The following is a 24,461-nucleotide window of genomic DNA, read 5'->3' as shown; positions in this document are numbered from 1 at the left end:
TTCTCCTCCGCGGTCAGGTTGCGACCGACATCTTTGCGATCTCTGCCGCGTTCGGCAGGTTCTCGACATTCCAGCAGGCGTCCATCACGCGCCGGATCGTCGCAGCAGGGATGACACCCTCTGCAAGGTCCGAGAATTTGGTTTCGAGCTGCTTGTCCGTCATCGGCACCTCGACGCTGCCGATCGCATGCTCGATGTAGCGGTTGAGCTTGCGGCCGTCCTTGAGCACGATGGTGAGATCGACCTGCTCAGGCTTGATGCCGGGTGTGATCACCGGGTTCACCTTGCCGCGCAGCGCGACGACGGTCGGATCGGTCACGGCCCGGTCGCTGAACTGCTTCTCGCCGCCGGCGCCCTCGACGATGGCGACCGCGACCGCGTGATAGATGCTGAACTTGCCTTCGAGGCCCGCCTTCGGCGTCTTCTTGCCGGTGAGTTCCAGCACCAGCGGATGGACCTTGAGGTCGACGCGCTCGATCTGGTCCGCAGTCACCTTGCTCTCGTTGCGGAGCTGGATCGCGGCGTCGATCGCCGGGTGCATGACGATGCCGCAGGCGAATGGCTTGTAGGTATTGAGCGCGGCCTCATAGCGTTTGCCGAGGTCGCCCAGGATCTCGTTGTAGTCCTGCTTGGTGCTGATCGTGTTGGCCCAGCCGCGCTTGGCCTCGATCATGGCGTCGGACGAGGTGAAATTCTTCGAGGCCAGGATCGCCGCGAAAATGCCGCTTGATGCGGCACGGCCTGGATTGAAGCTCTTGTTCATCGAGCCGAAGGATTCGCGCAGGCCCACCGGCTGCGAGGCGGCCAGTCCAAGCGCCCAAATCATCTGCTGCTCGTTCAGCTTCAACAGCTTGCCGACGGCCGCGGCCGAGCCGAACACGCCAGCGGTGCCGGTGATGTGCCAGCCGACGTCGTAATGGTTCGGGTAGACGGCGTTGCCGATCCTGCACTCGGTCTCGACGCCGAGCACCAGCGCGTTCAGGAATTCCTTGCCGGAGACCGGCTGCATTTCCGACAGCGCGAGAATGGCCGAGGCCACGGGGCCCGCAGGATGGATGATTGTCTTCAGATGCGTGTCGTCATAGTCGAAGATATGGCTCGACACGCCGTTGATGAAGGCCGCGTTCATGATGTCGAACCGCTCGCGCCGCCCGAACAGCGAGGCCTGCTGCGGCCCAGAGAACGGACCGAGCGCGGAGACCGCGATATCGACCGTCTCGTGATGCGATCCGCCGATCGCGACGCCGACCCAGTTCAGCAGCGTGCGCACGCCTTCCTTGCGCACATTGGCCGGCAGGTCGTCATAACTCGCGGTCACGAGATAATGTGCCAGCGCCCGCGTCACCTCCTTGGGCGGCGCGGCGGCGGGCGTTGCGGCCGGCGTCTGCGCGAAGGCGGCGTTGGCGCCGACGGTTGCGAGTGGCAGCGCGGCCGCCGCCTGGAGCAGGGTCCTGCGATCAGTTTGCATGGGCAGCCTCCTTGACCTTGATCGATACCAGTTGCGCTGCGAGGCGGACCGCGCTTTCGAGCGCGCCGGTCTTGGCGACGCCGGTGCCGACGATATCGAACGCCGTGCCGTGCGATGGCGTAGTGAAGACGGTCTCAAGGCCCGCGGTGACGGTGACACCGCGGTTGAAGCCGCGCAGCTTGGTCGCGATCTGGCCCTGGTCGTGATACATCGCGACCACGCTGTCGAACTCGCCGGCGAAGGCGCGGACGTAGACGGTGTCGGCGGGATATGGCCCGGTGCAGGCAATGCCGCGCTTCGCGGCGGCTTCGACGGTCGGTCGGATCATCTCGATCTCGTCGCGGCCGAACAGGCCGTTCTCGCCGGCATGCGGATTGAGCGCGGCGACCGCGATGCGCGGCCTGGCGACGCCAGCCCTCCGCATCATGCGGTCAACCAGCTCGATCGAATCGGTGATGCTCGCCGGATTGATGCCGTCGAGCGCCTCACGCAGCGACTGATGCCCGGTGACACGCGACATCCATTCCCCGTCGAGCACGTTCATCTCGGAGAAGTAAGTCTTGTGGCCGAGCAGGCTCGCGAACATCTTGTGCTCGTCGGGGAACTTCCAGCCGCCGTCGAACATCGCGCGCTTGTTGAGCGGCGCAAACGTGATCGCATCGACCTCGCCCCCCTTGGCGAAATCGATCGCACGCGACAGCGTCTCGCCGGTCAGCCGGCCCGATTCCGCGCTGGCTTTGCCGGTCGGGAATTTGGCGGGATCGGTGTTGCCGAGGTCGACGAGCTGCACAGCGCCGTGGCCCCAATTGGCAGCCTTGGGCGAAGCGATCCGCTCGACCTTCAGCTTCACGCCGGCATGCGCCATGCCCATCTCGAGCACGCGGGCATCGCCGACCACGACGAGGCGGGCGGCATCGGCGAGCCGGTCGTCGGAGAGGATGCGCGCGATCTGTTCGGGGCCGATGCCGGTACAGTCGCCAGGGGTCAGCGCAATGACGGGCAGTTCGTTGGTGTTGGTAGCCATATTGAAAGCCTTGGATCCTTACTTCACTTCTTGGATTTGAGCGGCGGACTGAGCCCAGTCCTCCCGGTTGAATTCCCCGTCCCACTTCGCGACCACGATCGCGGCGACCGCGTTTCCGATGGTGTTGGTGATGGAGCGCGCCAGCGACATGAAGCGGTCGATGCCGAGCAGCAGCGCCAGTCCCTCCGCCGGCAGCCCCGCGGCAATCACGGTCGCGGCGAGCGCGGCGAAGGCACCGCCGGTGACGCCCGCGGCGCCCTTGCTGGTGAACAGCATCACCACGAACAGGCTCAATTGCTGGCCGGCCGACAGTTCGATGCCGTAGACCTGTGCGACGAACATCGTGGAGAGCGGCAGCGTCAGCGCGACGCCATCGAGATTGAAGGAATAGCCGGAGGGAATGACGAGGCCAGCGACTGCCCGCCCCACACCCGCCTTCGGCAGCTTCTCCATCATGCCGGGGATGGCAGTCTCCGACGAGGAGGTGCCGAGCACGACCAGCAGCTCGTTCCGCAGCAGCCGCAGCAAATCCATCAGGCGAATACCGGCGAGGCGACAGATCATGCCAAGAATGACGAAGATGAAGAACGCCATCATCGCCCAGGCGGTGCCGACCAATAGCGCCAGCGCATAGAGCGTGGCGGCGCCGAACTTCGCCACGGTGAAAGCCATGGCACCAAAGGCGCCGATCGGCGCCAAGGCCACCACGACATGCACGACGCTGAAGACGAGTTCGGTGATCCGCTCAAGGCCCGTCCGCAGCGGCGCGGCCTTTTCGCCGAGCAGCAGCAAGCCGATGCCGCACAGAAGCGCGAGCACGAGCACCTGGAGCACGTCGCCGGCCGCAAACGCGCCGACAAAACTCTCCGGGATCATGTGCTGAATGTAGGCTGACAGCGACCCGACATGGGCCTGCGAATAGCGCGCGACGGTCTCCGCCTGCTGCGCCGTGGCATGCGCCACGCCGGCGCCGGGCTGCACCCAGCGCACCACCACGAAGCTGATCAACAGGCAGATCGTCGTCACCGCCTCGAAATAGGCGAACGCCTTGAGCCCGATGCGGCCGACCGCCTTCATGTCACCGACCTGCGCGATGCCGGTGACCACCACCAGGAAGATCAGCGGCGCGATCGTCATCTTGATCAGCGAGATGAAGGCATCGCCGAGCGGCTTGAAGTCGACGGCGACGGTCGGAAGCAGGAAGCCGAACAGTGCGCCGAGCGCGGCGCCGGCGACGACCAGGACATATTGCTCGCGCCAGAGCGGCTTGCGGCGGCGTTCAGAAACCGGGCGCGACATCGGCTCAGTCGATATGGGCTCAGACAGCGGCGTTGCGGCGATCTGCAATTTGCTTCCTCCAACGGCATCGTCGCGCCATGCGAAGGCGGCGCTTTGTTCTTGTCTTGCGATGCCGTTTACATTGGACCAGCGGCGTGTCAGGCGCTAATGCCGTATCGGTATGATTTGAGGACAAAACCGCATCATGGACCTGGTCTGGCTGGAGGATTTCCTTGCCATCGCCGAGGAGGGCGGGTTCTCGCGCGCCGCCCAGCGACGGCATGTGACCCAGCCGGCGCTGAGCCGCCGCATCAGGTCGCTCGAGGAGTGGCTGGGCACGCCGCTGTTCGAACGTTCGACCCACACGATCACGCTGACGCCGGCCGGCGAGAGTTTCCGCCCCGTCGCGGAGGACGTGCTGCGCCGGGTCCTGGTCGGACGCGAGGAAGCGCTCGAAATGGCGCGGCTGAAGGCCGAGACCATCACCTTCGCCGCCACGCATTCACTGTCGCAGACCTTCTTTCCGGAATGGATCCGCAATTCGGACAGCGCGCGGGCCGACTCCGCCGTGCAGCTCGTCGCCTCCAATTTCGCCGGCTGCGAGAAGCTACTTCTGGACGCGCAGGCCCATTTCATGCTGGCGCACTACCATCCGACGCTGGTGAGCCGGCTCGACATGGACCGCTTCCAGCGCGTCGATCTCGCGACCGACGTGCTGATCCCGATCAGTGCGCCGGCTGCAAAACCGGGCCGCGGTGGACGCAGCAGCAAAAAGGCACAGCCTCGTTACGCCCTGCCCGGCGCATCGGGCGCGCCGCTGCCCTATCTCGCCTATCACCCCGGCTCGGGCGTGGGGCGGCTCGTCACCTCGTTCCTGGCCGCGAAGGATTCGACGGCGTGGCTGGCGCCCGGCTTCGCCGCGCCGGTCATGCTGCTGGTCGACATGGCGCGCGAAGGGCGCGGCGTGACGTGGGCTCCGATGAGCCTCGTCCGCGCCGATCTCGACAGCGGCCGCCTGTTGCGCGCCGGCGGCGCGGATTGGGACATTCCGATCAGCGTCTCGCTGTTCCGCACGCGGGCCCGCATGACCCGGGCGGCCGAGAATTTCTGGAATTCGGTGCGCAAGGGCCGGCCGGGAGGGAAATCCATCGCCGCTGCGCCGCGGACCAGATGACCGTGTCGCGGATCAAGCCGACCTTCGGGCTGCTTCGGCCGCAGATGCTGCTGATGAGCCTGCTCGCTGCCACAACGCTAGACGCGGCGCGCGCCGGCGACGCATCCGTCGCGCCCGCGGAACTGAAGGCGATCGGCACGATCGATGCGCGCTTTCAATCCTATAATATCGAGATGGTGGAGGTGACCGGCGGCCGGTTCTGGAAGCCTTATCCGCGAACGATGCGCGCGCTCGATGAGCGGGATCGTTACGGCGAGAGGCCGCCGATCGATCTTGCCAATGCGCGGCTGCGCAAGCTCGCCGCCGCTTTGGCGCCGGCCTATCTGCGCGTGAGCGGCACCTGGGCCAATGCGACGTTCTTTGCCGACACGGACCATGCGCCGGCCAAGCCCCCGCCGGGATTCAATGACGTGCTCAGCCTCAACCGATGGCGCGACGTCATCGACTTTGCCCGCGCAGTCGACGCGGAGATCGTCACCTCCTTCGCGATCAGTCCGGGCAGCCGCGATGCGGATGGCGTGTGGAAGACCGATCAGGCGCAGCGCCTGATCGACACGACGCGTTCGCTGGGTGGCCACATCGCGGCGGTGGAATTCATGAACGAGCCGACGCTTGCGGCGACGAACGGTGCACCGCCGGGATATGATGCGGCCGCTTATGGCCGGGACTTCAGGATCTTTCGCGAATGGATGCAACGCGCGGCGCCCGAGACGCTGATCGTCGGCCCGGGTTCGACCGGCGACGCGCCGTCGCCATCCGGGTCGGGCATCACCACGCACGATCTGCTCGCCGCATCCGCCCCCGGCATCGATCGCTTCTCCTATCATCACTACAACACGCTCTCGCCGCGCTGCGGCGGCCGCGATGATCCGGCGCAGACGCTCTCCTCGGACTGGCTGGCACGCACCGACGCGACGTTCGCGACCTACCGCGCCCTGCGCGACGCATTCGAGCCTCGCAAGCCGATCTGGAGCGTTTTCCGATCACGTTGCGTCGTAACCAGCCGCGACGAGATAATTTTGACATTCCTCGGGTGAGAAGCGTTTGAGAGCGTTGGCGATTGCTTGCCAGAGATCGGGCATGGTGCGGGCTGCGGCGGTCCGCAACAGCGCTTTCAGTTTGGAGAAGGCCATTTCAATCGGGTTGAAGTCTGGACTGTAGGGCGGAAGATAGAGCAGGCTAGCTCCGACCGCCTGGATGGCCTCTCGAACGCCATGGACCTTGTGAGCGGGCAAGTTGTCCATGATAACGGTATCGCCCGGCCGCAGCGATGGGGCGAGCAATTGCTCGACGTAGGCCAGGAAAGCGTCGCCATCCATTGGACCGTCCAGAACAAGCGGCGCGATCAGACCGTCGGAGCGCAATCCAGCGGTGAACGTCGTCGTCTTCCAATGTCCGTGTGGGATAGCTGCACGACATCGCTCGCCGCGTGGCGAGCGCCCGTAACGCCGCGCCATTTTGGTGTTGGCGCTGGTTTCGTCGATGAAGACGAGACGCTCAGGGTCAAGGTCGATTTGCCCTTCGAACCACTCCTCACGTGCGGCATTTATATCGCCGCGCCGTTGCTCGGCGGCGTGCGCTGTCTTTTTTTAAGTGTGATCTTTCTGCGCTGGAAAAAACGCCAGAGCGACGCGATGCCAGTCGATATTCCACGACGTTTCAACAGTTCTCGCAACTCGGCAAGCGTGATATCCGGCCTCGCTGTCACCGCCTCCAGAATCAATTGCGAATGCGCTTCGATGCGCTGCGATTTGCGGTCACCGCCCTGGCGTTTAGGAACGATGTCGCCAACTTTCTTGAGGCGACCGCGCCAGCGGATTGCACTGGCCGCGCTGACACCAAAGCGCTCAGCAGCCTGTCGACAGGACATGCCACCGTCAATCGCGGCTACCACCCTTTGGCGAAGATCAACCGAAAGCGCCCTGGCCATACATGCTGGCCTCCCTCGCCAGCATGCAGCTTGAATCTGACTCGCGCCGTTTTGGGAATCCCCACCCGATTCTTTCCGGTCGGAAAATGCTCTGGCTGACGGAGACGGCAAACTCCGCCTGCGGCGGCAATCCATCGGACAAGACCTTTCTCGACACCTTCCGCTATCTCGACCAGCACGGACGCCTCGCAAGGGCCGGCGTCCAGGTGGTGATGCACAACACGCTGGCCGCCAGCGACTACGGCCTGCTCGACGAGGGAACGTTTCGTCCGCGGCCGAGCTACTGGGCTGCGCTGCTCTGGCATCGGCTGATGGGAACGATCGTGCTCGACGCGAACCCGGTCGCCGCGCCAGATCTCCATCTCTACGCGCATTGCCATCCGGGCATGTGGGGCGCCGTGTCCGTGCTCGCAATCAACGCGTCGCGGCACGCATCATCGACCCTGACGCTGTCACACCCCGCCGAGCGCTACACGATGCATGCGACGCGGCTGCAAGACGCGACAGTTCAGCTGAACGGCAAGACGCTCGCGCTGAGTGCCGACGACGAACTGCCCCGACTTGAGCCGCGCGCAACACCTGCGGGAGCGATCCGGCTGGTGCCGGCGACCGTCACCTTCCTGGCGTTTCCGGACGCAGCAAACCCCGCCTGCCGGTGACCGCGCTTACGACTTCAGTGCGTCGCGCGCCGTCTCCGGCGCCATCAGCGTCGCGATGATCGTGATGATCGAGAGCGCAATGATGTAGACCGACACCGGCCAGTAGGCGCCGGCCCATGCGAGCAGCGCGGTCGCAATCAGCGGCGAGAAGCCGCCGCTGAGCGCGGCCGCGACGTTGGCGCCGAGCGATGCGCCGCTGTAGCGCACCTGGGTGCGGAACAGTTCCGGCATGAACGCCGCCTTCGGCCCGAACAGCAGCGCGTGCGTCAGCGTCATCGTGACGACGAGCGCGAACGTGATCAGCGCCGGCTCCCTGGTGTCGAGGAACCAGAACAGCGGAAACGCCAGCGCCACCGAGAACACCCCGCCGGCGAGATACAGCGCCCTGCGGCCGAAGATATCGGAGAGCCAGCCGGCGAGCGGCAGCGTCGCGAACTCGACGAGCGCGGCATAGACCACCGCGTTCAGGATCACCTGGCGAGGCAGGCCGAGTTTCGTCGTCGCATAGACCACGGTGAAGACGGTGAGGAGATAGGCGAGCCCGACCTCCGACACCGTGATGCCGATCGCGAGCAGAAAACTGCGCCAGTCGCGGCGCAGCACCTCCAGCACCGGCTGCGCCAGCACTTCCTTGCGCTCGACGACTTCCTTGAAATGCGGCGTTTCCGCGAGCTTGAGCCGCACGATGAAGCCGACGCCGACGAGCAGGATGCTGATCAGGAACGGCACGCGCCAGCCCCAACTCAAAAAGTCGGCCTCGGGCAGTTGCGTCATCAGGGCGAAGATACCGGTCGAGGCGGCGACGCCGACCGGAAAGCCGATCTGTACCAGACTGCCGTAGAAGCCGCGCCGATCACCGGCGTGCTCGATCACCATCACGACCGCGCCGCTCCATTCGCCCCCGAGCCCAATGCCCTGGACGAAGCGCAGGATGATGAGCAGGATCGGCGCCCAGACGCCGATCTGGCTGTAAGTCGGCAGGCAGCCGATCAGGAAGGTGCCGAGCCCCATCGCGATCATGGTCGCGACCAGCATGGTCTTGCGGCCGAGCCGGTCGCCGTAATGCCCGATGATCGCGCCGCCGATCGGACGCGCCACGAAGCCGACCGCATAGGTCGAGAACGCCACCAGCGTTCCGACGAAGGGATCGAAGCTCGGAAAGAACAGCTTGTTGAAGACCAGCGCAGCTGCCGTACCGTAGATCAGGAAATCGTACCACTCGATCGCGGTGCCGAGCGCGCTTGCCCACACCACATGCGCCGTCGTCGATCTCTCCGCGGCCGCGGAGACCCCCGTTGCTGCCGTCATGCCCTGCCCCAAAGATTCCTGACGGCATCATGGCCAATCGCGATCGCGGTTGCAACCTGCGGAGGTGTGATCTCTGTGCGAGATTACGATGCGAGATTTTTGCGCGTCGCTGCTCCCGCACTCCGTCATTGCGAGGAGCTCTTGCGACGAAGCAATCCAGGCTGCCTCCGCGGAGAAAGTCTGGATTGCTTCGCTGCGCTCGCAATGACGGGTGTGGCGGCAGTTGCGCGCCCGCCTCCGGCAATGTCTCCCGGGCGACCATGGAACTCATCGACCCCTCTTATTCGCCATTGACAAACTCATTCGCCAATATCTAATTTGCCCCCAGAATAACCAGCCGCGCCAAGCGGCCAATAAGAGAGGGATCGACGATGAGAGGGCTTTTGGCCTGCACCTTGCTCGCGGCCATGACTTCGGCTGCCATGACCACGGCGGCGCGCGCGCAAGTCTCCGACGACGCGGTGCGGATCGGCGTGCTGACGGATCTGTCGAGCTGGGGCCGTGACAACAGCGGGCCGGGGTCGGTCGAGGCGGCCAAGATGGCGGTCGAGGAGTTCGGGCCGACCGTGCTCGGCAAGCCGATCGAGATCATCAGCGCCGACCACCAGATGAAGACCGATGTCGGCGTGCAGATCGTGCGCGGCTGGTTCGACAACGGCAAGGTCGACGCCGTCGTCGACATCCCCAACTCCGGCATCGCGATCGCCGTGCACAACATGGTGCGCGAACGCAACAAGATCGCGCTGCTCTCCGGCCCCGGCGCGAGCTCGCTCACCGACGAGCTGTGCAGCCCGAACACCGTGCACTTCACCTACGATACCTACGCGCTGTCCAAGGTGACGGCCTCCGCCGTGATCAAGGAAGGCGGCAAGTCCTGGTACTTCATCACCGCGGACTACGCTTTCGGCCAGCAGCTCGAGAAGGACGCCACGCGGTTCATCAACGAGATGGGCGGCAAGGTGCTGGGCGGCGTGAAGCATCCGACCAACACAGCCGACTTCTCCTCCTTTGCGCTCCAGGCGCAGAGTTCGAAGGCCGACGTGGTGGCGTTCGCCAATGCCGGCCAGGACACCGACAACGCCATCAAGCAGTCCGGCGAGTTCGGCCTGGTGCAGGGCGGCCAGAAGCTGGTCGGTCTCCTGATGTTCGACACCGACGTGCATGCGGTCGGCCTGAAGGCCGCGCAGGGCACCTACATGACAACGGCGTCCTACTGGAACATGGACGAGGCGACCCGCGCCTGGTCGAAGAAATTCTACGAGCGCACCAAGGTGATGCCGACCATGATCCAGACCGGCGTCTACGGTTCGGTGCTGCATTATCTGAAGGGCATCAAGGCCGCCGGCACCGACGACCCCGCCAAGGTGATGGCAAAGATGCGCGAGCTGCCGATCGAGGATACCTTCGTCCATGGCGGCAAATTGCGCGAGGACGGCCGCGTCATCCGCGACATGTATCTCGCCAAGGTGAAATCGCCCGAGCAGTCCAAGGAGCCGTGGGACTATCTGGAGATCGTCAAGACCGTGAAGGGTGAGGACGCCTTCCGCCCGGTCTCCGAATCCAAATGTCCGCTGCTGAAGAAATGAGGCCCGCATGACCGGCAACGAGCGCAACGCAATTGAGACTTACGAGTGCGATGTGCTCGTGGCCGGATCGGGTGCCTCCGGCATGTCGGCCGCGATCACCGCGGGTTATCGCGGCCTCGACGTGCTGATCGTCGAGAAGGAGCCGCGCTTCGGCGGCACCACCGCCCGCTCCGGCGGCTGGCTCTGGATCCCCGGCACCTCGCTGGCGAAGGCCTACGGCATCGAGGAGACGCCGGAGCAGGCCCGCACCTACTTGCGGCACGAAGCCGGCAACAACTTCGATGCCGCGCGGGTCGATGCATTCCTGAGTGCGGGTCCGGAGGCGGTCGATTTCTTCACCACCAGGACCGCGCTGCGCTTCGACATGCCGCTGGTGTTTCCGGACTATCATGCCGAAGCGCCGGGCGGCGCGCAGGGCGGCCGCTCCATGGTGACGCGCCCGTTCGACGGCCGCGAGCTCGGTGACCAGATCAAGACGCTGGGTATGCCGCAGCCCGAGCTGACCGTGTTCGGCATGATGCTCGGCTCCGGCAAGGAGATCATCCATTTCATGCGCGTGACGAAGTCGCTGACCTCGGCGGTATACGTCGCCAAGCGCCTGTCACGGCACCTGATGGACGTGCTGCGCTATGGCCGCGGCATGACCTTGACCAACGGCAACGCGCTGGCCGGTCGCCTCGCGAAATCCGCGCAGGACCTGAAGATTCCGATGTGGCTGTCCTCGCCGGTGCGCGAGCTGACGGTCGAGAACGGCGCGGTCACCGGCGCCATCGTCACCCGCGAAGGACGCGAGGTGCGCGTCCGCGCGCGACAGGGCGTCGTGCTCGCCTGCGGCGGCTTCCCGCATGACGTCGAGCGCCGCAAGAAGATGTTTCCACACGCACCGACCGGCCATGAGCACTATTCGCCGGGACCGACCGGCAACACCGGCGACGGCCTGCGCCTTGCCGAGAGCGCCGGCGGCCACGTCGAGGACCGCCTGCCGAACGCGGCGGCCTGGGTGCCGGTATCGGTGACCAAGCGCAAGGACGGTTCGAGCGGCGTGATGCCGCATTTCATCGACCGCGCCAAACCCGGCGTGATCGCGGTGATGCGCGACGGCAAGCGCTTTGCCAATGAGGGCAATTCCTATCACGACTTCGTCCAGGCCATGATCAAGGCCGCAAAGCGCGGCGAGGAGATCGCGGCATATCTCGTCTGCGATCACCCGACGCTGCGCAAATACGGCCTCGGCTGCGTGCCGCCGTTCCCGATGCCGCTCGGTCATCACCTCGATACCGGCTATCTCATGCGTGGCGACACGCTGGAGGCGCTCGCGGCAAAGGCCGGCATCGATGCGACGGCGTTCACCGAGACGGTCAGGCAGTTCAATGCGACTGCGCCGCAAGGGCACGACGCCGCCTTCGGCAAAGGTTCAAAAGCCTATAACCGCTACCAGGGCGATGCCATGCACGGCCCAAATCCCTGCATCGCACCGATCGAGAACGGCCCGTTCTACGCCATCAAGATGGTGATCGGAGATCTCGGCACCTATGCCGGCATCGTCACCGACGAGAACGCGCGGGCGCTGGACGCCGAAGGCCGGGTGATTCCCGGGCTCTATGCCGCGGGCAACGACATGGCGAGCATCATGGGCGGCAATTATCCCGGTGCCGGCATCACGCTTGGGCCGGCGCTGACCTTCGGCTACATTGCCGGCCGTCATCTCGCCGACAGCGCCGCCAAGCGCAACGCGGCGTAAGCAACGCGCCAGGAGACGCATGAAGAGAGAAAGCCGCGGCATCCAGTCGATCGAGGTCGGCGGAGAATTGCTTCGCGCGCTCGCGAGATGCGGCGAGCCGATGATGCTGCGCGATCTCGCGCGCGAGGCCGGCATGACGCCGGCCAAGGCGCATCCCTATCTCGCCAGCTTCTCCCGCATCGGGCTGATCGAGCAGGACGAGACCACCGGCCGCTACGAGATCGGCGCGCTGGCGCTCGAGCTCGGCCTGATCAGCCTGCGCCGTCTCTCCGGCGTGCGCATCGCACGTCCCAAGATCGCAGGTCTCGCGAGCCAGATCGGCCATGCCGTCTCGCTCGCGGTCTGGGGCACGCACGGCCCGACCGTGGTGCAGCTCGAAGAGCCGGGCCAGCCCGTGCACATCGTGATGCGCGCCGGTTCGGTCATGGCGCTGCTGAAACCGCGACCGGCCGCGCCTTTGCAGCGTTCCTGCCGGAGAAGACGATCAACGCGGCGCTCGAAAGCGGCCTCGATCGTCATGGCGTCGGCTACAATCCGAAGCGGGCGGTGAAAGGCGCGAAGGTCGCCGAGATGCTCACCGAGGTCCGCAAGCACGGCCTCGCCCGCGCGCTCGGCGATCCCCTGCCCGGCGTCAATGCGTTCTCGGCGCCGGTGTTCGACCATTCCGGCCATGTCGCGCTGGTGATCACCGCGATGGGGCCGGAAGGCACGTTTGATGCGCGCTGGGACAGCCCGATCGCCCATGCCCTGCGCGACTGCGCCGGCGGGATCTCGAAGCGGCTCGGCTACGGGATGACGATCGCGGCGGAGTGAGGCCTGTTAGGCCGGCGACACGCGCACCTCCTCCGCGGAGATCGATCCGCTGTCGACGACGAGCGCGACGGCGCCGCTGGTCAATGGGAGATCGCCCGTGTCCTGAACGCTGAAGAGTTTTTTACCATCGACATGGGCTTCGATGTCGCTTCCGGCCACGCGCAGCTCAATCCGATATCTCCGGTCGAGCTGCCAGTCGAAGCGTTCGCTGGCGAGCACGAATTCGTCATGCACGCGTTTGACCAAACGGACGCGGCCGCCCTCGGCACGGTCGAACATCAGCGCGTAATAGCGCTCGCGTCCCTGCACCCGCGCCGCGAGGCCCCAGGCGTTCGCCAGCAGCGGCATGATCTCGGACGTTACGCGATAATCCTTCCAGTCGCGCGTACCTTGCGCGATGAAGCCGAGCCCGTCGCCATTGGTAACGCGCAGGCCCTCCCAGCGGGTCTGGAACTGGCTGACATTGTTGACCCAGGCGTGCTTCCACATCGTGCTCAGATTGTTGTCCGGCCGCTTCAGCACGGTGTCAGGCGCGCCACCCCAGGTCAGATAGTCGAGATAGAGCGTGCCATCGACGCCGAGCGGATCGCGCGTTTCGATCTCCACCCCGATCTCGAAGATCGGATAGGCATGGGTCTCCGGTACCTCCCAGCTCAGCACGGCGTGACAGCCGCCGGTCAGTTCCTGCGCATCGCCGTAGATCTGGATCAGCTCGTCGTGCTCGTCATAGACGCTGGAAAACAGTCGCACCGCCACGGTGCCGCTATCCGCTTCCGATTCAATCCGGCACTCCACCCGTTGCCCCGAATACAGCGTCGGACAGGCCACAAGCTGGTAGGTCGGCATCGTAAACACCTCCTTGTCGAAGAAGGTGGGGCTCGCAACGCGCGCCACGCGTCCGGGCGCCAGACGGCGGAAGTCGATCGCCAGACTCCGCTCCCCAGTGCGGCTGTGGCCGGCGACATTGCTGAGCTCGATCTCGTGGAGCCGTGCGGGCGAGCCACCCTTCACGTGGAAGCCCTGCAGGCTGCCCGGAAAGTTGAAGTTGAAGCGCGCGCCGGCCTTCGCGACCGCCAGCGCCGGCGCACCGGCGAGCGCAAGCCCGGCCGCGACCAGCGACTGCGTCTCGATCACGGCGTCGGAGATCGCAGCGCCACCATCGGCCGTCGAGATGTACATGCGGTCGGCGATGGGGGTGCGGAAGTCCGGCCCGGCGTCGAGGCCGGCAAGTCCGGTGCGGATGCCGAACAGGCAGCCGACATTGCCGGCATTGCAGTCGGTATCCCAGCCGGCCGTGTTGGCGATGCGCATCGCCTCCTGAAAGCTGTTCCCGCCGTAGAGCGTCGCCAGGATGATCAGCGCGTGGTTGGGCACGACATGGCAATTGCCGAGGAATTTGTCGTAGCCGTAACGATCGGCGATCAGCGTGCGGGTCCGTTCCCAGTCGTTGCCGTTGTCGCCGGCGTGCCATTCCCGGACGTCGTTGACGACGCGCCGGATCAGCGCGTCCTTCGGCACGAAGCCGAGCCCGACATCGATCAGCTTCTGCACGTCGTGCTCGACGAAGGCCAGCGCCTCCATCGCCGCGAGCAGTTTTGCGGCATGCACGGATTCACCATCATGGCTCACGCGCCCGGCCTGCTCGGCCAGATAAGCGGCCTGCTCCGGATTACCCGGGCTCACCATCGCCCAGCCGTCGATGAAGATTTGCGCACCGATCTGCTCGGCTACGGTCGTTCCGTTCAGCGCGATCGAGCCGCTCTGCGGCGCCGGGATACCGGACTTCAGCCGCAGATAGGCGGTGTGCTCGGTGGAATTTCCGATGCCACCCCACCACAGGATGGCGCGCTCCTCGACGATGTAGTTCAGCCAGGCTTGCCCGATCTGCTTCGAGGTGAGACGCTTCGGATAGCCATTGTCGGCAAGCGCGCGGGGAAACGCAAAAGTGCCGGAGACGTCGTCGTCGGTGACGACGAGATGATGGGATCGCAACGCGACGTCACGACGCTCGTTGACATAGTAGTTGATCGGCCCAAGCTCCTTCATGATGCGCTCATAGGTCCAGCCCTCGAAGGGCCGGCCGAGGTAGACACCGATGAGCTTGCCAAGCACGCCGGCGTAGACCCGCTCCGCGTAGTCATGAGGAATAGCTGTCACGAGTTCACTCCCATATCCAATTGCTTGGCTCGCGGGTCAGACCGACGAGCGCTTCATGATCTCGAATTTCAGTTCATGGCTCCGGCCCGGCGCCACGAGCCCGCCCGGTTGCAACCGCTTGACCAGCGTCTCCGCCGCAAGCGCGCCGAGATCGAACTCCGGTTGCCGCACCGTGGTGAGCCCGAGCAGCTTTGCGACCGGGATATCGTCGAAGCCGGCGATTGCAATGTCGCTGGGGATCGAGAGCCCGGCAGCACGCGCCGCCTCCATCGCACCGAGCGCCAGCACGTCGCTCGCGCCGAACACGGCGGTCGGGCGATCGCCCTTTCTTTCGAGCAGCCGCTTCATCGCACGCGCGCCAGATTCCTCGGAATAGGCGCTGTCGGTAATGAAATCAGGCGCAAGTCCCGCTTCCCGCATCACCGCGCCGTAACCCTGCGCGCGCCGCTGGCTCGGGCCGAACTCGGCCTGAATCATGGCGATACGCCGGTGCCCGCGCGCAATCAGAAGCCGCGTCATTTCCGCGGCCGCTTCGGCATTGTCGATATAGACGCTGTCGATCGCGAGCGGTCCGTCCGGCTTGTGCTGGCTCTCCAGCCGCACCAGCGGGATGCCCTTACGCGCGAGCACGGCGAGCTGGGGCGCCCGCAGATGAAAGAACGTTGCGACGACGCCGTCGGCCCGCCCCTGGAGCAACCAGTCGATGGCGCGGGCCTCGCCTTCCGGCCGCCCGTCGGTGTCGAAGATCAGGACGTCGTAACCAGCCGGCGCCGCGACCGTCTGCAATCCCCGGACGAGGCCCGGATAGAACGGGTTGGTGATATCTGGAATGACACAGGCAAACGTCATGGTCCGCGCGCTGCGCAGCATCCGCGCCGGATGGTTCGGCTGATAGCCGAGCTCCTGCGCGACCTGGAGGATGCGCGTGCGCGTCGCAGGCGGAACGGACGGCGTCTCCGTCTTGTTCAGGACGAGCGACACCGCGGCCTGCGAAACACCGGCCGCGAGCGCAATATCCTTCTGCGTGGGGCGGGCTGGCGCCTGCTTGTCGCGCCCCTTCCCCCGCTTCGTCCTCGTTGTTGACGTCGCCATTTGGCTTAGTTATACGTATTACTAAAGGAAAATCAACAATCACCGCCAATGACCTGAGGAAACCGAGGTTCATCGCCATGACCATGACCCGACGCCAGCTTGTTGCCGCCATCCCCGCTGCCGCGCTTGCCGTTAGCTTGCCGCGCGACGTTCGCGCCGAGGACGGGCGCAAGGTCGTGACGTTCTGGTTCGGCCAGGCGAATTCGGACGGCCAGGCCGCGCTGCGCAACGATTTGGTCGAGGCGTTCAACGCCTCGCAGGACAAATATCTGCTCCAGCTCGAGGTGAAGGGCGCCGCCGTCAACAACCTCCTGAAGGTCGCACTCGTCGCCGGCAACGGCCCGGACATCGTGCAGACAGCGGGTCCCGCCTATCTCACCGCGATCGCGAATGCCGGCCAGGTGCTTCCGCTCGACGATTTCGCCGAGAAGTATAAGTGGAAGGATCGCTTCCTGGCGCCGCTGCTCAACACCAGCGTCTACGGCGGCAAGCTCTACGCGCTGCCGCGCGACTACGAGTCGATGCACCTGTTCTATAACAAGGAGCTGTTCAAGCAGAACGGCTGGAAGCAGCCGACCAACCGGCAGGAGATGGAGGCGATTGCAGACGCAGCGCTCGCCAAAGGCATCATCCCCTTCGGCGCCGGCAATGCCGACTGGAAGGGCGTGAACGAGTGGCTGATGACGGTGTTCTTCAACAACGTCGCTGGCCCCGACAACGTCCGCAAGGCACTTGCCGGCGAACTGCCCTGGACCGCGCCGCCGTTCATCGAGGCGGTCGAACTGTCAAAGGCGTGGTACAACAAAGGCTATTTCGGCAAGAACTATTTCTCGCTGACCATCGAGCAGAGCTTCCTCCAGGTCGTCAACGCCAAGGCGGCGATGGCGTTCAGCGGCACCTGGTCGTTCGGCACCAAATCCTACGGCATGTCGAAGCCCGATACCGTGATGGACGTCATGCCGACGCCGACCCTCGGCTCGGCCTTCACGGGATCACTGGTCCATCTCGCCTGCGGCGCGACGCTGTCGATCGCCAAGAACTCGCAGAATGCGGAAGGTGCAGCCGCCGTGTTCGAGTTCATGCTGACGCGCAAGTTCTACGAGACCATGAACCGCGACTGGCCCGGCAAATGGGCACTCCCGGTGAAGGACCTGCCGCCGGACATGCTCCAGGGCATCGGCTATCCCCTATTCGAGAAGACGATCGCGAATCTGCACGAAGCGTTCAGCAAGGGGCAGTACGGCTTCACCACCTGGACGTTCTGGCCCGGCGCCACCAACTCCTATCTGATCGAAGGCATCGAGCAGGTCTGGCTCAACAAGATTACGCCGGACGCTTACCTCACGCGGATGCAGACGCTCTTCAGCCAGGAAGCAAAGGAAGGCAAGGTGCCGCCGCTGCCGCCGCGGACGGCCTGACGCACGATGTGGCTCTTCGCGCTTCCAGCGCTCCTGATTAACGTCTGCATCATCCTGGTTCCCGCCGTGCTGACATTCACGGCGGCGTTCTTCATGTGGGACGGTGTCGGAAAGCCGGCGTGGGCGGGACTGGCCAACTTCCAGAACATGTTCGCCGATCCCGTCTTCTGGTCGGCGCTGACAAATAACTTCATCTGGACGGCGATCTTCCTCACCGTGCCGGTCTGCCTCGCGCTCGTGATGGCAGCAGCGCTGCTGATGGCGCCGAAGGCGCGCATCGTGGTCCAGTCCATCATCTTCCTGCCGCGCATCATCGCTGTCGCAGTCACGGGCCGCATCTTTCAGGGCATGATCTTCAGCCCCGCGACCGGCGTCCTCGCCTGGTTGAACGAGCACGGCTTTTCGATCTCCGATCCCCTCGCCGATCCCGACCGCTCGCTCTATGCTGTCGCCGCGGTCGACATCTGGCACTGGTGGGGCTTTCTCGCGGTCGTGTTCCTGTCGGCGATGCGGCAGATCAGCATCGACCAGATCGAAGCCGCGCGGCTCGACGGAGCCGGCTTCTTTGCTTTGTTCCGCTACGTTCTGATCCCGGGCATCCGCCCGACGCTGACCTTGATGCTGATCCTGACCGTGATCTGGTCGTTCCAGGTCTTCGAATTCATCTTCATCGTCACCCGCGGCGGCCCCGCCTATGGCAGCGAGGTGCTGGCGACATTTGCCTACCGCCACGCCTTCTTCGAAGGCGATGTCGGCCAGGCTGCAGCCGCCGCCTGCGTCATGAGCCTGTTCGGCCTGTGTGCCACCGCCGTCTATCTCTGGCTCCAGATCACCGACGACGCGCAATCGACATGATCGGGGATCGCTGGAGCAGGACATTCAGCCTCGGGCTGATCGGCATCGCATCGTTCAGCTCCCTGCTGCCGATCGTGCTTGCCGTAATGAACGCACTGAAGACGACGGTCGAGATCGGCAGCAATCCGCTCGCGCTGCCGACCCAGCTGCACTGGGAGAATTTTTCCTCCGCCTGGCGCAACGCCCAGCTTGGCCCGAGCCTGCTGCACAGTGCCGAAGTCGCGATCCTGACCATTCTGATGGTGTGCGTCACCGCGACGCCCTGCGCCTATGTGCTGGCGCGGCAGAAGGGAAAATTCTGGCGCTTCATCACCTTCTACTTCATGGCCACGATCACCGTGCTCGTGCAGCTCTATCTCTACCCGCTCTACTTCATCTTCGCGAAGCTGGGGCTGGTCAATTCGATCCCCGCGGTGGCGCTGATCTACACGGCGATGTTCTCGCCGTTTTCGATTTTCCTCTTGCGCACCTACGCGCTCGCGATTCCCGTCGCGCTCGAGGAAGCAGCCCAAGTTGACGGCGCAAAGCCGTGGCAGACCTTCTGGTACGTGATCCTGCCGATGATGCGGCCCGGGCTTCTCACGGTCGCCATCATCGTCGGGCTGAACGCCTGGAACGAGTTCGTCATCGCCGTGACGTTCCTGCAGAACGACAGCAACGTCACCGCGATCGTGCGCTTCTACAATCTGACCGGCCAGTATTCGACCGACTGGGGCGAGATGCTGGCCGCAGCCGTCACCATCGTGCTGCCGATCGTTGCGATCTTCGTGCTGCTGCAGCGTCAGTTCATCGACGGCATGACGTCGGGCGCGGTGAAGTCTTGAAGCCCTACTTCTCCTTCACTGGCACCGTGTAGTTCAGGATCAACCGCCCACCATCCGGATAGATCGTCTGCCCGGTGATGTAAGACGCGTCATCACTCGCAAGGAACGCCACGACGGAAGCCACCTCGCTCGGCTCGCCGCCACGGCCAGCCGGCGTGCGTGACATCACGGTCTTGCGGGCATCCTCCGAGGTGTAGATGGACGACGCCACCATATCGGTCAAAATCGTGCCCGGCCCGACTGCCACGACGCGGATGTTGTGCGGGGCGAGCGCGACCGCGGCGACCGAGGTCAGCTGCTTCATACCGCCCTTGGAGATGGCGTAGGTCGCAAGCGTCGGGATCGCCAGCAGGGCGTTCACCGAGGACATGTTGATGATGACCCCGCCGCCGCCCTGCGCGATCATCTGCTTGGCCGCCGCCTGGACGCCGAAGAACGCGCCCTTCAGATTGATGCCGATGATTTCGTCGAATTCCTCTTCCGAAATCTCCAGGATGTCGCGGTTGCGGGCGACGCCGGCATTGTTGACCATGATGTCGAGCCGGCCGAATTCTCTGACCGCGGTCGCCACCGCGCGATCGACGTCCGCACGCCGTGCGACGTGACATGGCACGGCATACAATTCCTTGGGCTTGCCCAGCTCGTTGACCGTCTTCTCGAGCTCATCCGTATCGACGTCCGAGATGACGACCTTGACGCCGTCGTCGAGGAACCGTTTTGCGCACGCCTTGCCAATGCCGCGCGCCGCGCCGGTGATGACGGCGACCTTGCCGGATAGTTTCATGGGTCTCACTCCAGGATAGCTGCTTGGGCAGCGAGCTATCCCGGAGAGGACCCCGGTTCAAACCGCCGCGAAGCCGAGATGAGCACGGAACCGGTTCTTGATAAAGACGGCATCGCGTGAAGGCAGCGAACGCGGCGGATTTTCCGCCAGAACCTTGATGACAAAAAGCCGCGGGCCATTGGCCGGCTCGGCGATCTGCGCGGCGAGGCGTTGCACCTCCTCGAGCGTCCGCACGGTCGCGGTCGCGGCGAAGCCGCAGGCGGCCGCAATTGCCGTAAGATCGACGCCGCGGCCGGTGTGGCTCGCCTGCATCCCGGTCTCGCCAAAATGCTGGTTGTCGATCACGACGATGTCGAGATTGCGCGGGCGCGCGACGCCGATGGTGGCGATGCCGCCGAGACCCATCAATTGCTCGCCATCGCCCGTCAACGCAAGGACGCGCTTTGCCGGCTGGGCTTGCGCGAGCCCAAGACCGATCAGTGCGGCGCCGCCCATCGCGCCCCAGAGATAAAAATTACCGGCGTGATCCCCCACGGAATGCAGGTCATAGGTGGGCGAGCCGAGCCCGGAGACGACCAGCGTGTCCTTGCGGTCCTTCAGGAGCGCGGCGACGGCGGCGCGACGATCGAGTTGAGCTTGCATCGGCATCACCACTTCTTCTTGCCGATCAGGCGTTGCCCGATCAGAACCGCAATCTGCTGATCGGACTCGTAGGCGAGCGATGCCGCCGACTCGACCGTCTCGACCAGATCCTCCGCCGTCTCCGCGCGCATCACCTTCAGGCCGATCGCTTCCAGCGACGGCTGCGTCGCCCGGCTCATCGGCACCTGCCATGGATTGAACTCGGCCCATTCGCCGCGCATCGTCACCAGCATCAGCAGCGGAAATCGCCCGATCGCCGACAGCGACAGCATGTTGATGCAATTGCCGACCCCGCTCGACTGCATCAGCAGCACGCTGCGCTGACCGCCGAGCCAGGCGCCGGCGGCGATGGCGATGCCCTCCTCCTCGGTCGTCAGCACGTTGGTGGTGACATCGCGGTCGGCCGAGAACATGCGGATGAGCTGGCTGTGGCCGGCATCGGGAACGTAGGACATTTGCCTGACGTCGGCGGCTTTGAGAACGCGATAGAGCTCGGACGGCCAGTCGTCGCTGCTGCGCGTTTCGGGATTGGGCTTGGGGCTGTGCACCGCTTGTCTCCGTGATTTCGGGCGGCACGCTAGCGATGTTCTGATACGAAAGCTCTGACCGTCTGGCAGGATCAGATATTGAAGGATTGTATAGCTGGCTTTTCCGCTGTCCGTTGCGGACCAGAGCACGATGCGCATGACTGCGCCCTCTCCCCTTGCGGGAGAGGGCATCACCGCAGGAAGATACAAATTCATTGAGGTGAGGGGTATCTCTCGGCGCATTCATATGCATCGATATGCGCGGAGAGATACCCCTCATCCGGCGCTTCGCGCCACCTTCTCCCGCAAGGGGAGAAGGGAAGAGACACTGTCGCCTGGACTAGCGACTCAATTCGCCGCGGACCTTGCCGCAGCCGGCATGTAGATCTGCGCGTAGCCTTCCTTGATCGCGGAGGTGATGCGATCCAATCGGCGGTCGATGTGCTTCTCCAGCACCGAGACGCAGGCCTCTTCGTCGCGCGCCTTCAATCCTTCGACGACTGCGCGGTGCTCGGCCTGGGTGTTGGAGCGGTTGATGCGATCCATGTCGATCCAGCGCACGAAGCGGATGCGGGCGTTGACGTTGCGGAGCACGCGCAGCATCTCGGCATTGTTCGACATCGCCATCAGCCGCTCGTGAAAGGTCTCGTCGAGCTCGACCAGCTCCACCGAGGAGCGCTCGCCGGGATCGGGACCGGTGGCTTCGAGGAATTTCAGCAGCGCGTCGATGTCCTCGTCCTTGGCGCGCTTGATGGCGAGGCGGACCGAGGCGACCTCGATCGATTTGCGCAGCTCGTAGAGATCGAAGATCTCGTGCGCGTCGAGCTCGCGGCAGAAGAAGCCCTTGCCCGGCGTGAAGCGCAGGAAGCCCTCGGTGTTGAGACGGTTGAGCGCTTCGCGAAGCGGCGTGCGGCTAACGCCGAGGCGTTTTGCCAGCTCGCCCTCGTTGAGCCGTTCGCCCGGCTTGAACTCATAGCTCACGGCCATCGCCTTGAGCTGTTCATAGACGCGATCGACGATACTATCGGAAGCTAGTTCCACGTTGCTCTTCATAAGCTGCATTCATGCCCGAACACAGCCCAATATACCGGGGCTGCATGGACGATTGCAATCCAAACAGCTGCCTAGCACATCTTGTGCAGAGCTTTGCGACAGCCGGACTCAGGCAAACGCGCGCGGGCGCAGTCCAGCATGAAACCAGGTGATCATGGAATAGATGTCGTAGACCGGCAATCCAACTTCAGCCTGCAAGGCTGCCGCATAAGGCGGCATGTTGGTGCATTCGAGCACGATGGCACCGACATCCGGATTTTTCGCGACCAGCTCCTTGCCCGCCTCGACCACGTCACGCTCGGCCTGGGCCACATCCATGTCGTCCTTCTCGGCCTTGATCAGGACGCGGAAGAATTCCTTGCCGTGCTCGGTGCCGACCAGTGGCGTATCGAGCGGCACACCGGCGCCTTCGAGATGGGCCGGCGTCAAGGTCGAGCCTGACACCGTCACGAGGCCGACGCGCTTGCCTGGGGGCAAGGTCGCCTGCACCCACGGCACCTGCATCAGCGACGAGGTCGCTACGGGAACGCCGACGGCGGCCGCGATCTCCTTCTGAAACAGCGAGAGGAAGCCGCAATTGGTGGTGATGGCTTCCGCGCCCAACCGGACCAGGTCCTTGGCCGCATCGATGAAGTCAGGCAGCAGGCCGGCGGCGCCCTTCAGCACCACCTTCTCCGGCGAAGCGCCGCTCACCACCCGATAGAGCACGGGGAACGGCCAGGTCGTGCCGTTGCCCATGTCGCCGGGAATGCGGGGAAAGCGCGCTTCCAGCATCAAGATGCCGAGCGGCGCGCCATAGATGGCCTTGCCGCCGCGGGCGATGCGAGAGGACGAGTTGGCTGGATAGGTCATGGTGCGTTCTCAGAGGAAGCGAGTGGGCGCGAACGGCGCGAGCGGAATCTCCGGCTGCTTGCCGCTCAGAAGCTGCGCGACCAGACGGCCGGTGCGGGCCGATCCGACCAGGCCGACATGGCCATGGCCGAAGGCGTAGACGATATCGCGCGAGGCACGCGCATGGCCGATACAGGGAAGGCCGTCCGGCATGCTCGGCCGATGGCCGAACCAGGTTTTGATGCGCGAGGGGGGAATGTCCTTCGGCAGTTTCGGGAACATGCTGAAGAGGTTGTTGCGCAGGATTTCGGCGCGCTTCCAGTTCGGCGCGGCCTCGAGGCCGGCGATCTCGACAGTGCCGGCGGCGCGCAGGCCCTTGTCGGTCCAGTTCACCACCATGCTGACGTCGGACGCCATCATCGAGCTGCGCGGACCCGATTCCGGGTTCTCGATCATGACGTGATAGCCGCGCTCGGTTTCGAGCGGCAAGGGATCGCCGACGGATGCGGTGAGCTGTTTTGACCGCGCGCCGGCGGCGACCACCGCGGCATCGCAAGCAATCTCACCGGTCTCGGTGAGAACGGCAACGAGCTTGTTGCCTGAAAGCTTCAGACCGGTCGCCCTGGCATGAACGAGCTTGGCACCGCTCGCGAGCGCATGCTGGGCCAGCGCCGCAACGTAAGCGCCGGGATCGCGGCAGCGGCCGGCTTCCTCCACCACCACGCCAAAGGTGTAGCGCGGATGCAGATCCGGCTCGCGCTGACGCATCTCGTCGGCGTTCAGCTCCATCCATTCGACGCCGACCTTCTTGCGCAGGCGCCAGCCGAGATTGCTGTCGAAATTGCCGCGCGACGGGAATACATGCATCACGCCGTTGCGCTCGACCAACTCGGGCACGCCCGCTTCTTCCGCGAGCTTCTTGTGCAGCAGCGGCGCGTCCTTCAGCAGATCGCGCAGCGCAAACGCCGTCTTCTCGACCCGTGCCTCGGTCCAGCCCGAGAGCAAATACTTGATCAGCCAGGGCAGCGCCTTCGGCAAGTAAGACCAGCGGATCGCGAGCGGGCCGAGCGGGTCCATCAGATAACCCGGCACCTTCTTCCAGAGGCCCGGCTCGGCCGGCGGAATCACCGAATGGGAGGAGAGCCAGCCGGCATTGCCGTAGCTCGCCGCCTGTTCGCCACCGGGCTCGCCTGCGTCGATCAGCGTGACGCGATGCCCCTCGCGCAGCGCCTCGATGGCGCCGATCACGCCGACCGCGCCGGCTCCGATGATAGCGACGTGGCGGCCTTCCGACATC

The 24,461-nt window shown here is 64.8% G+C and carries 21 protein-coding genes and 1 pseudogene; 9 read left to right on the top strand and 13 right to left on the bottom strand.

The window, feature by feature from the left end:
• Positions 1-13: 13 nt before the first annotated feature.
• Genes HAP41_RS10845 through HAP41_RS10835 form a run of 3 tightly spaced genes read right to left on the bottom strand, consistent with a single transcriptional unit; the run spans position 14 to position 3,839 of the window.
• The gene (locus HAP41_RS10845) at positions 14-1,468 is read right to left on the bottom strand and encodes an MmgE/PrpD family protein (RefSeq protein WP_166102566.1); all 1,455 of its coding nucleotides are present in this window, start codon (positions 1,466-1,468) and stop codon (positions 14-16) included.
• The gene (locus tag HAP41_RS10840) at positions 1,458-2,492 is read right to left on the bottom strand and encodes a PdxA family dehydrogenase (protein WP_166102568.1); all 1,035 of its coding nucleotides are present in this window, start codon (positions 2,490-2,492) and stop codon (positions 1,458-1,460) included. Before HAP41_RS10840 ends, HAP41_RS10845 begins: the two co-directional genes overlap by 11 nt.
• A gap of 18 nt (positions 2,493-2,510) precedes the next feature.
• A complete protein-coding gene (locus HAP41_RS10835) occupies positions 2,511-3,839 on the bottom strand; it encodes a cation:dicarboxylate symporter family transporter (RefSeq protein WP_166102571.1) in 1,329 nt (442 codons plus the stop codon).
• A gap of 136 nt (positions 3,840-3,975) precedes the next feature.
• Here HAP41_RS10835 and HAP41_RS10830 point away from each other — a divergent pair, with 136 nt between their 5' ends.
• Positions 3,976-4,944, top strand: coding sequence for a LysR family transcriptional regulator (locus tag HAP41_RS10830; protein WP_166102573.1), 969 nt, complete (start codon positions 3,976-3,978; stop codon positions 4,942-4,944).
• Between the two features lie 2 nt (positions 4,945-4,946).
• Positions 4,947-5,981: a hypothetical protein gene (locus HAP41_RS10825; RefSeq protein WP_224580887.1), complete on the top strand. Its 1,035-nt coding sequence runs from the start codon at positions 4,947-4,949 to the stop codon at positions 5,979-5,981.
• Here the strand turns inward: HAP41_RS10825 and HAP41_RS10820 are convergent.
• Positions 5,928-6,874, bottom strand: a protein-coding gene (locus HAP41_RS10820) for an IS630 family transposase (protein ID WP_166063836.1) whose coding sequence is annotated in 2 segments (ribosomal slippage) — positions 5,928-6,535 and positions 6,535-6,874 — 948 coding nt in all. Because the reading frame shifts where the segments join, the coding sequence is not laid out codon by codon here. The genes HAP41_RS10825 and HAP41_RS10820 overlap by 54 nt on opposite strands.
• A gap of 2 nt (positions 6,875-6,876) precedes the next feature.
• Between HAP41_RS10820 and HAP41_RS10815 the strand changes: the two genes are divergently transcribed.
• Complete coding sequence (locus HAP41_RS10815) at positions 6,877-7,533, top strand: hypothetical protein (RefSeq protein WP_248577193.1); 657 nt, start codon at positions 6,877-6,879, stop codon at positions 7,531-7,533.
• A 6-nt stretch (positions 7,534-7,539) separates the two neighbouring features.
• On the opposite strand, the gene HAP41_RS10810 is transcribed toward HAP41_RS10815, so the two are convergent.
• Positions 7,540-8,841: an MFS transporter gene (locus HAP41_RS10810; RefSeq protein WP_166102576.1), complete on the bottom strand. Its 1,302-nt coding sequence runs from the start codon at positions 8,839-8,841 to the stop codon at positions 7,540-7,542.
• Between the two features lie 371 nt (positions 8,842-9,212).
• Between HAP41_RS10810 and HAP41_RS10805 the strand changes: the two genes are divergently transcribed.
• From HAP41_RS10805 to HAP41_RS10795, 3 genes and pseudogenes are all read left to right on the top strand, one after another.
• Positions 9,213-10,427 (top strand): ABC transporter substrate-binding protein, encoded by a 1,215-nt coding sequence (locus HAP41_RS10805; protein WP_135214840.1) that lies wholly within the window; start codon positions 9,213-9,215, stop codon positions 10,425-10,427.
• Positions 10,428-10,434: 7 nt separating this feature from the next.
• On the top strand, positions 10,435-12,168 hold the full coding sequence (locus HAP41_RS10800; RefSeq protein ID WP_166102583.1) for an FAD-dependent oxidoreductase: 1,734 nt from the start codon (positions 10,435-10,437) through the stop codon (positions 12,166-12,168).
• A gap of 19 nt (positions 12,169-12,187) precedes the next feature.
• Positions 12,188-12,981, top strand: a pseudogene (locus tag HAP41_RS10795) (IclR family transcriptional regulator).
• Between the two features lie 6 nt (positions 12,982-12,987).
• Here the strand turns inward: HAP41_RS10795 and HAP41_RS10790 are convergent.
• Complete coding sequence (locus HAP41_RS10790) at positions 12,988-15,138, bottom strand: ADP-ribosylglycohydrolase family protein (protein WP_166102588.1); 2,151 nt, start codon at positions 15,136-15,138, stop codon at positions 12,988-12,990.
• A 36-nt stretch (positions 15,139-15,174) separates the two neighbouring features.
• The gene (locus tag HAP41_RS10785) at positions 15,175-16,230 is read right to left on the bottom strand and encodes a LacI family DNA-binding transcriptional regulator (RefSeq protein ID WP_166102594.1); all 1,056 of its coding nucleotides are present in this window, start codon (positions 16,228-16,230) and stop codon (positions 15,175-15,177) included.
• Between the two features lie 77 nt (positions 16,231-16,307).
• Here HAP41_RS10785 and HAP41_RS10780 point away from each other — a divergent pair, with 77 nt between their 5' ends.
• From HAP41_RS10780 to HAP41_RS10770, 3 genes are read left to right on the top strand one after another with little or no spacing between them, the layout of a single operon-like run.
• Positions 16,308-17,648, top strand: coding sequence for an ABC transporter substrate-binding protein (locus HAP41_RS10780; RefSeq protein ID WP_166102598.1), 1,341 nt, complete (start codon positions 16,308-16,310; stop codon positions 17,646-17,648).
• A gap of 6 nt (positions 17,649-17,654) precedes the next feature.
• Complete coding sequence (locus tag HAP41_RS10775) at positions 17,655-18,503, top strand: carbohydrate ABC transporter permease (protein WP_166102607.1); 849 nt, start codon at positions 17,655-17,657, stop codon at positions 18,501-18,503.
• Positions 18,500-19,327, top strand: a complete 828-nt coding sequence (locus tag HAP41_RS10770; RefSeq protein ID WP_166102610.1) for a carbohydrate ABC transporter permease — start codon at positions 18,500-18,502, stop codon at positions 19,325-19,327. The genes HAP41_RS10775 and HAP41_RS10770 overlap by 4 nt, the downstream gene beginning before the upstream one ends.
• Positions 19,328-19,331: 4 nt before the next feature.
• Here the strand turns inward: HAP41_RS10770 and HAP41_RS10765 are convergent, their stop codons facing one another.
• From HAP41_RS10765 to HAP41_RS10740, 6 genes are all read right to left on the bottom strand, one after another.
• Positions 19,332-20,111, bottom strand: a complete 780-nt coding sequence (locus HAP41_RS10765) for an SDR family NAD(P)-dependent oxidoreductase (protein WP_038934859.1) — start codon at positions 20,109-20,111, stop codon at positions 19,332-19,334.
• Between the two features lie 57 nt (positions 20,112-20,168).
• A complete protein-coding gene (locus HAP41_RS10760; RefSeq protein WP_166102615.1) occupies positions 20,169-20,759 on the bottom strand; it encodes a thiamine pyrophosphate-dependent enzyme in 591 nt (196 codons plus the stop codon).
• Positions 20,759-21,301, bottom strand: a complete 543-nt coding sequence (locus HAP41_RS10755; protein ID WP_166102618.1) for a thiamine pyrophosphate-binding protein — start codon at positions 21,299-21,301, stop codon at positions 20,759-20,761. Before HAP41_RS10755 ends, HAP41_RS10760 begins: the two co-directional genes overlap by 1 nt.
• A gap of 327 nt (positions 21,302-21,628) precedes the next feature.
• Complete coding sequence (locus HAP41_RS10750) at positions 21,629-22,333, bottom strand: GntR family transcriptional regulator (protein ID WP_224580889.1); 705 nt, start codon at positions 22,331-22,333, stop codon at positions 21,629-21,631.
• A gap of 108 nt (positions 22,334-22,441) precedes the next feature.
• Entirely contained in the window at positions 22,442-23,185 is a 744-nt protein-coding gene (locus HAP41_RS10745; protein WP_014492734.1) for an aspartate/glutamate racemase family protein, read from the bottom strand.
• A 9-nt stretch (positions 23,186-23,194) separates the two neighbouring features.
• Positions 23,195-24,460 (bottom strand): NAD(P)/FAD-dependent oxidoreductase, encoded by a 1,266-nt coding sequence (locus HAP41_RS10740; RefSeq protein WP_176400454.1) that lies wholly within the window; start codon positions 24,458-24,460, stop codon positions 23,195-23,197.
• Between the last annotated feature and the right edge of the window lies 1 nt (position 24,461).

The sequence above is a fragment of the Bradyrhizobium barranii subsp. apii genome, from assembly GCF_011516635.5.
GTDB classification, from domain to species: domain Bacteria; phylum Pseudomonadota; class Alphaproteobacteria; order Rhizobiales; family Xanthobacteraceae; genus Bradyrhizobium; species Bradyrhizobium barranii.
Note: the sequence above shows the minus strand (reverse complement) of the source record. Positions and strands in the feature narration are given on the sequence as shown.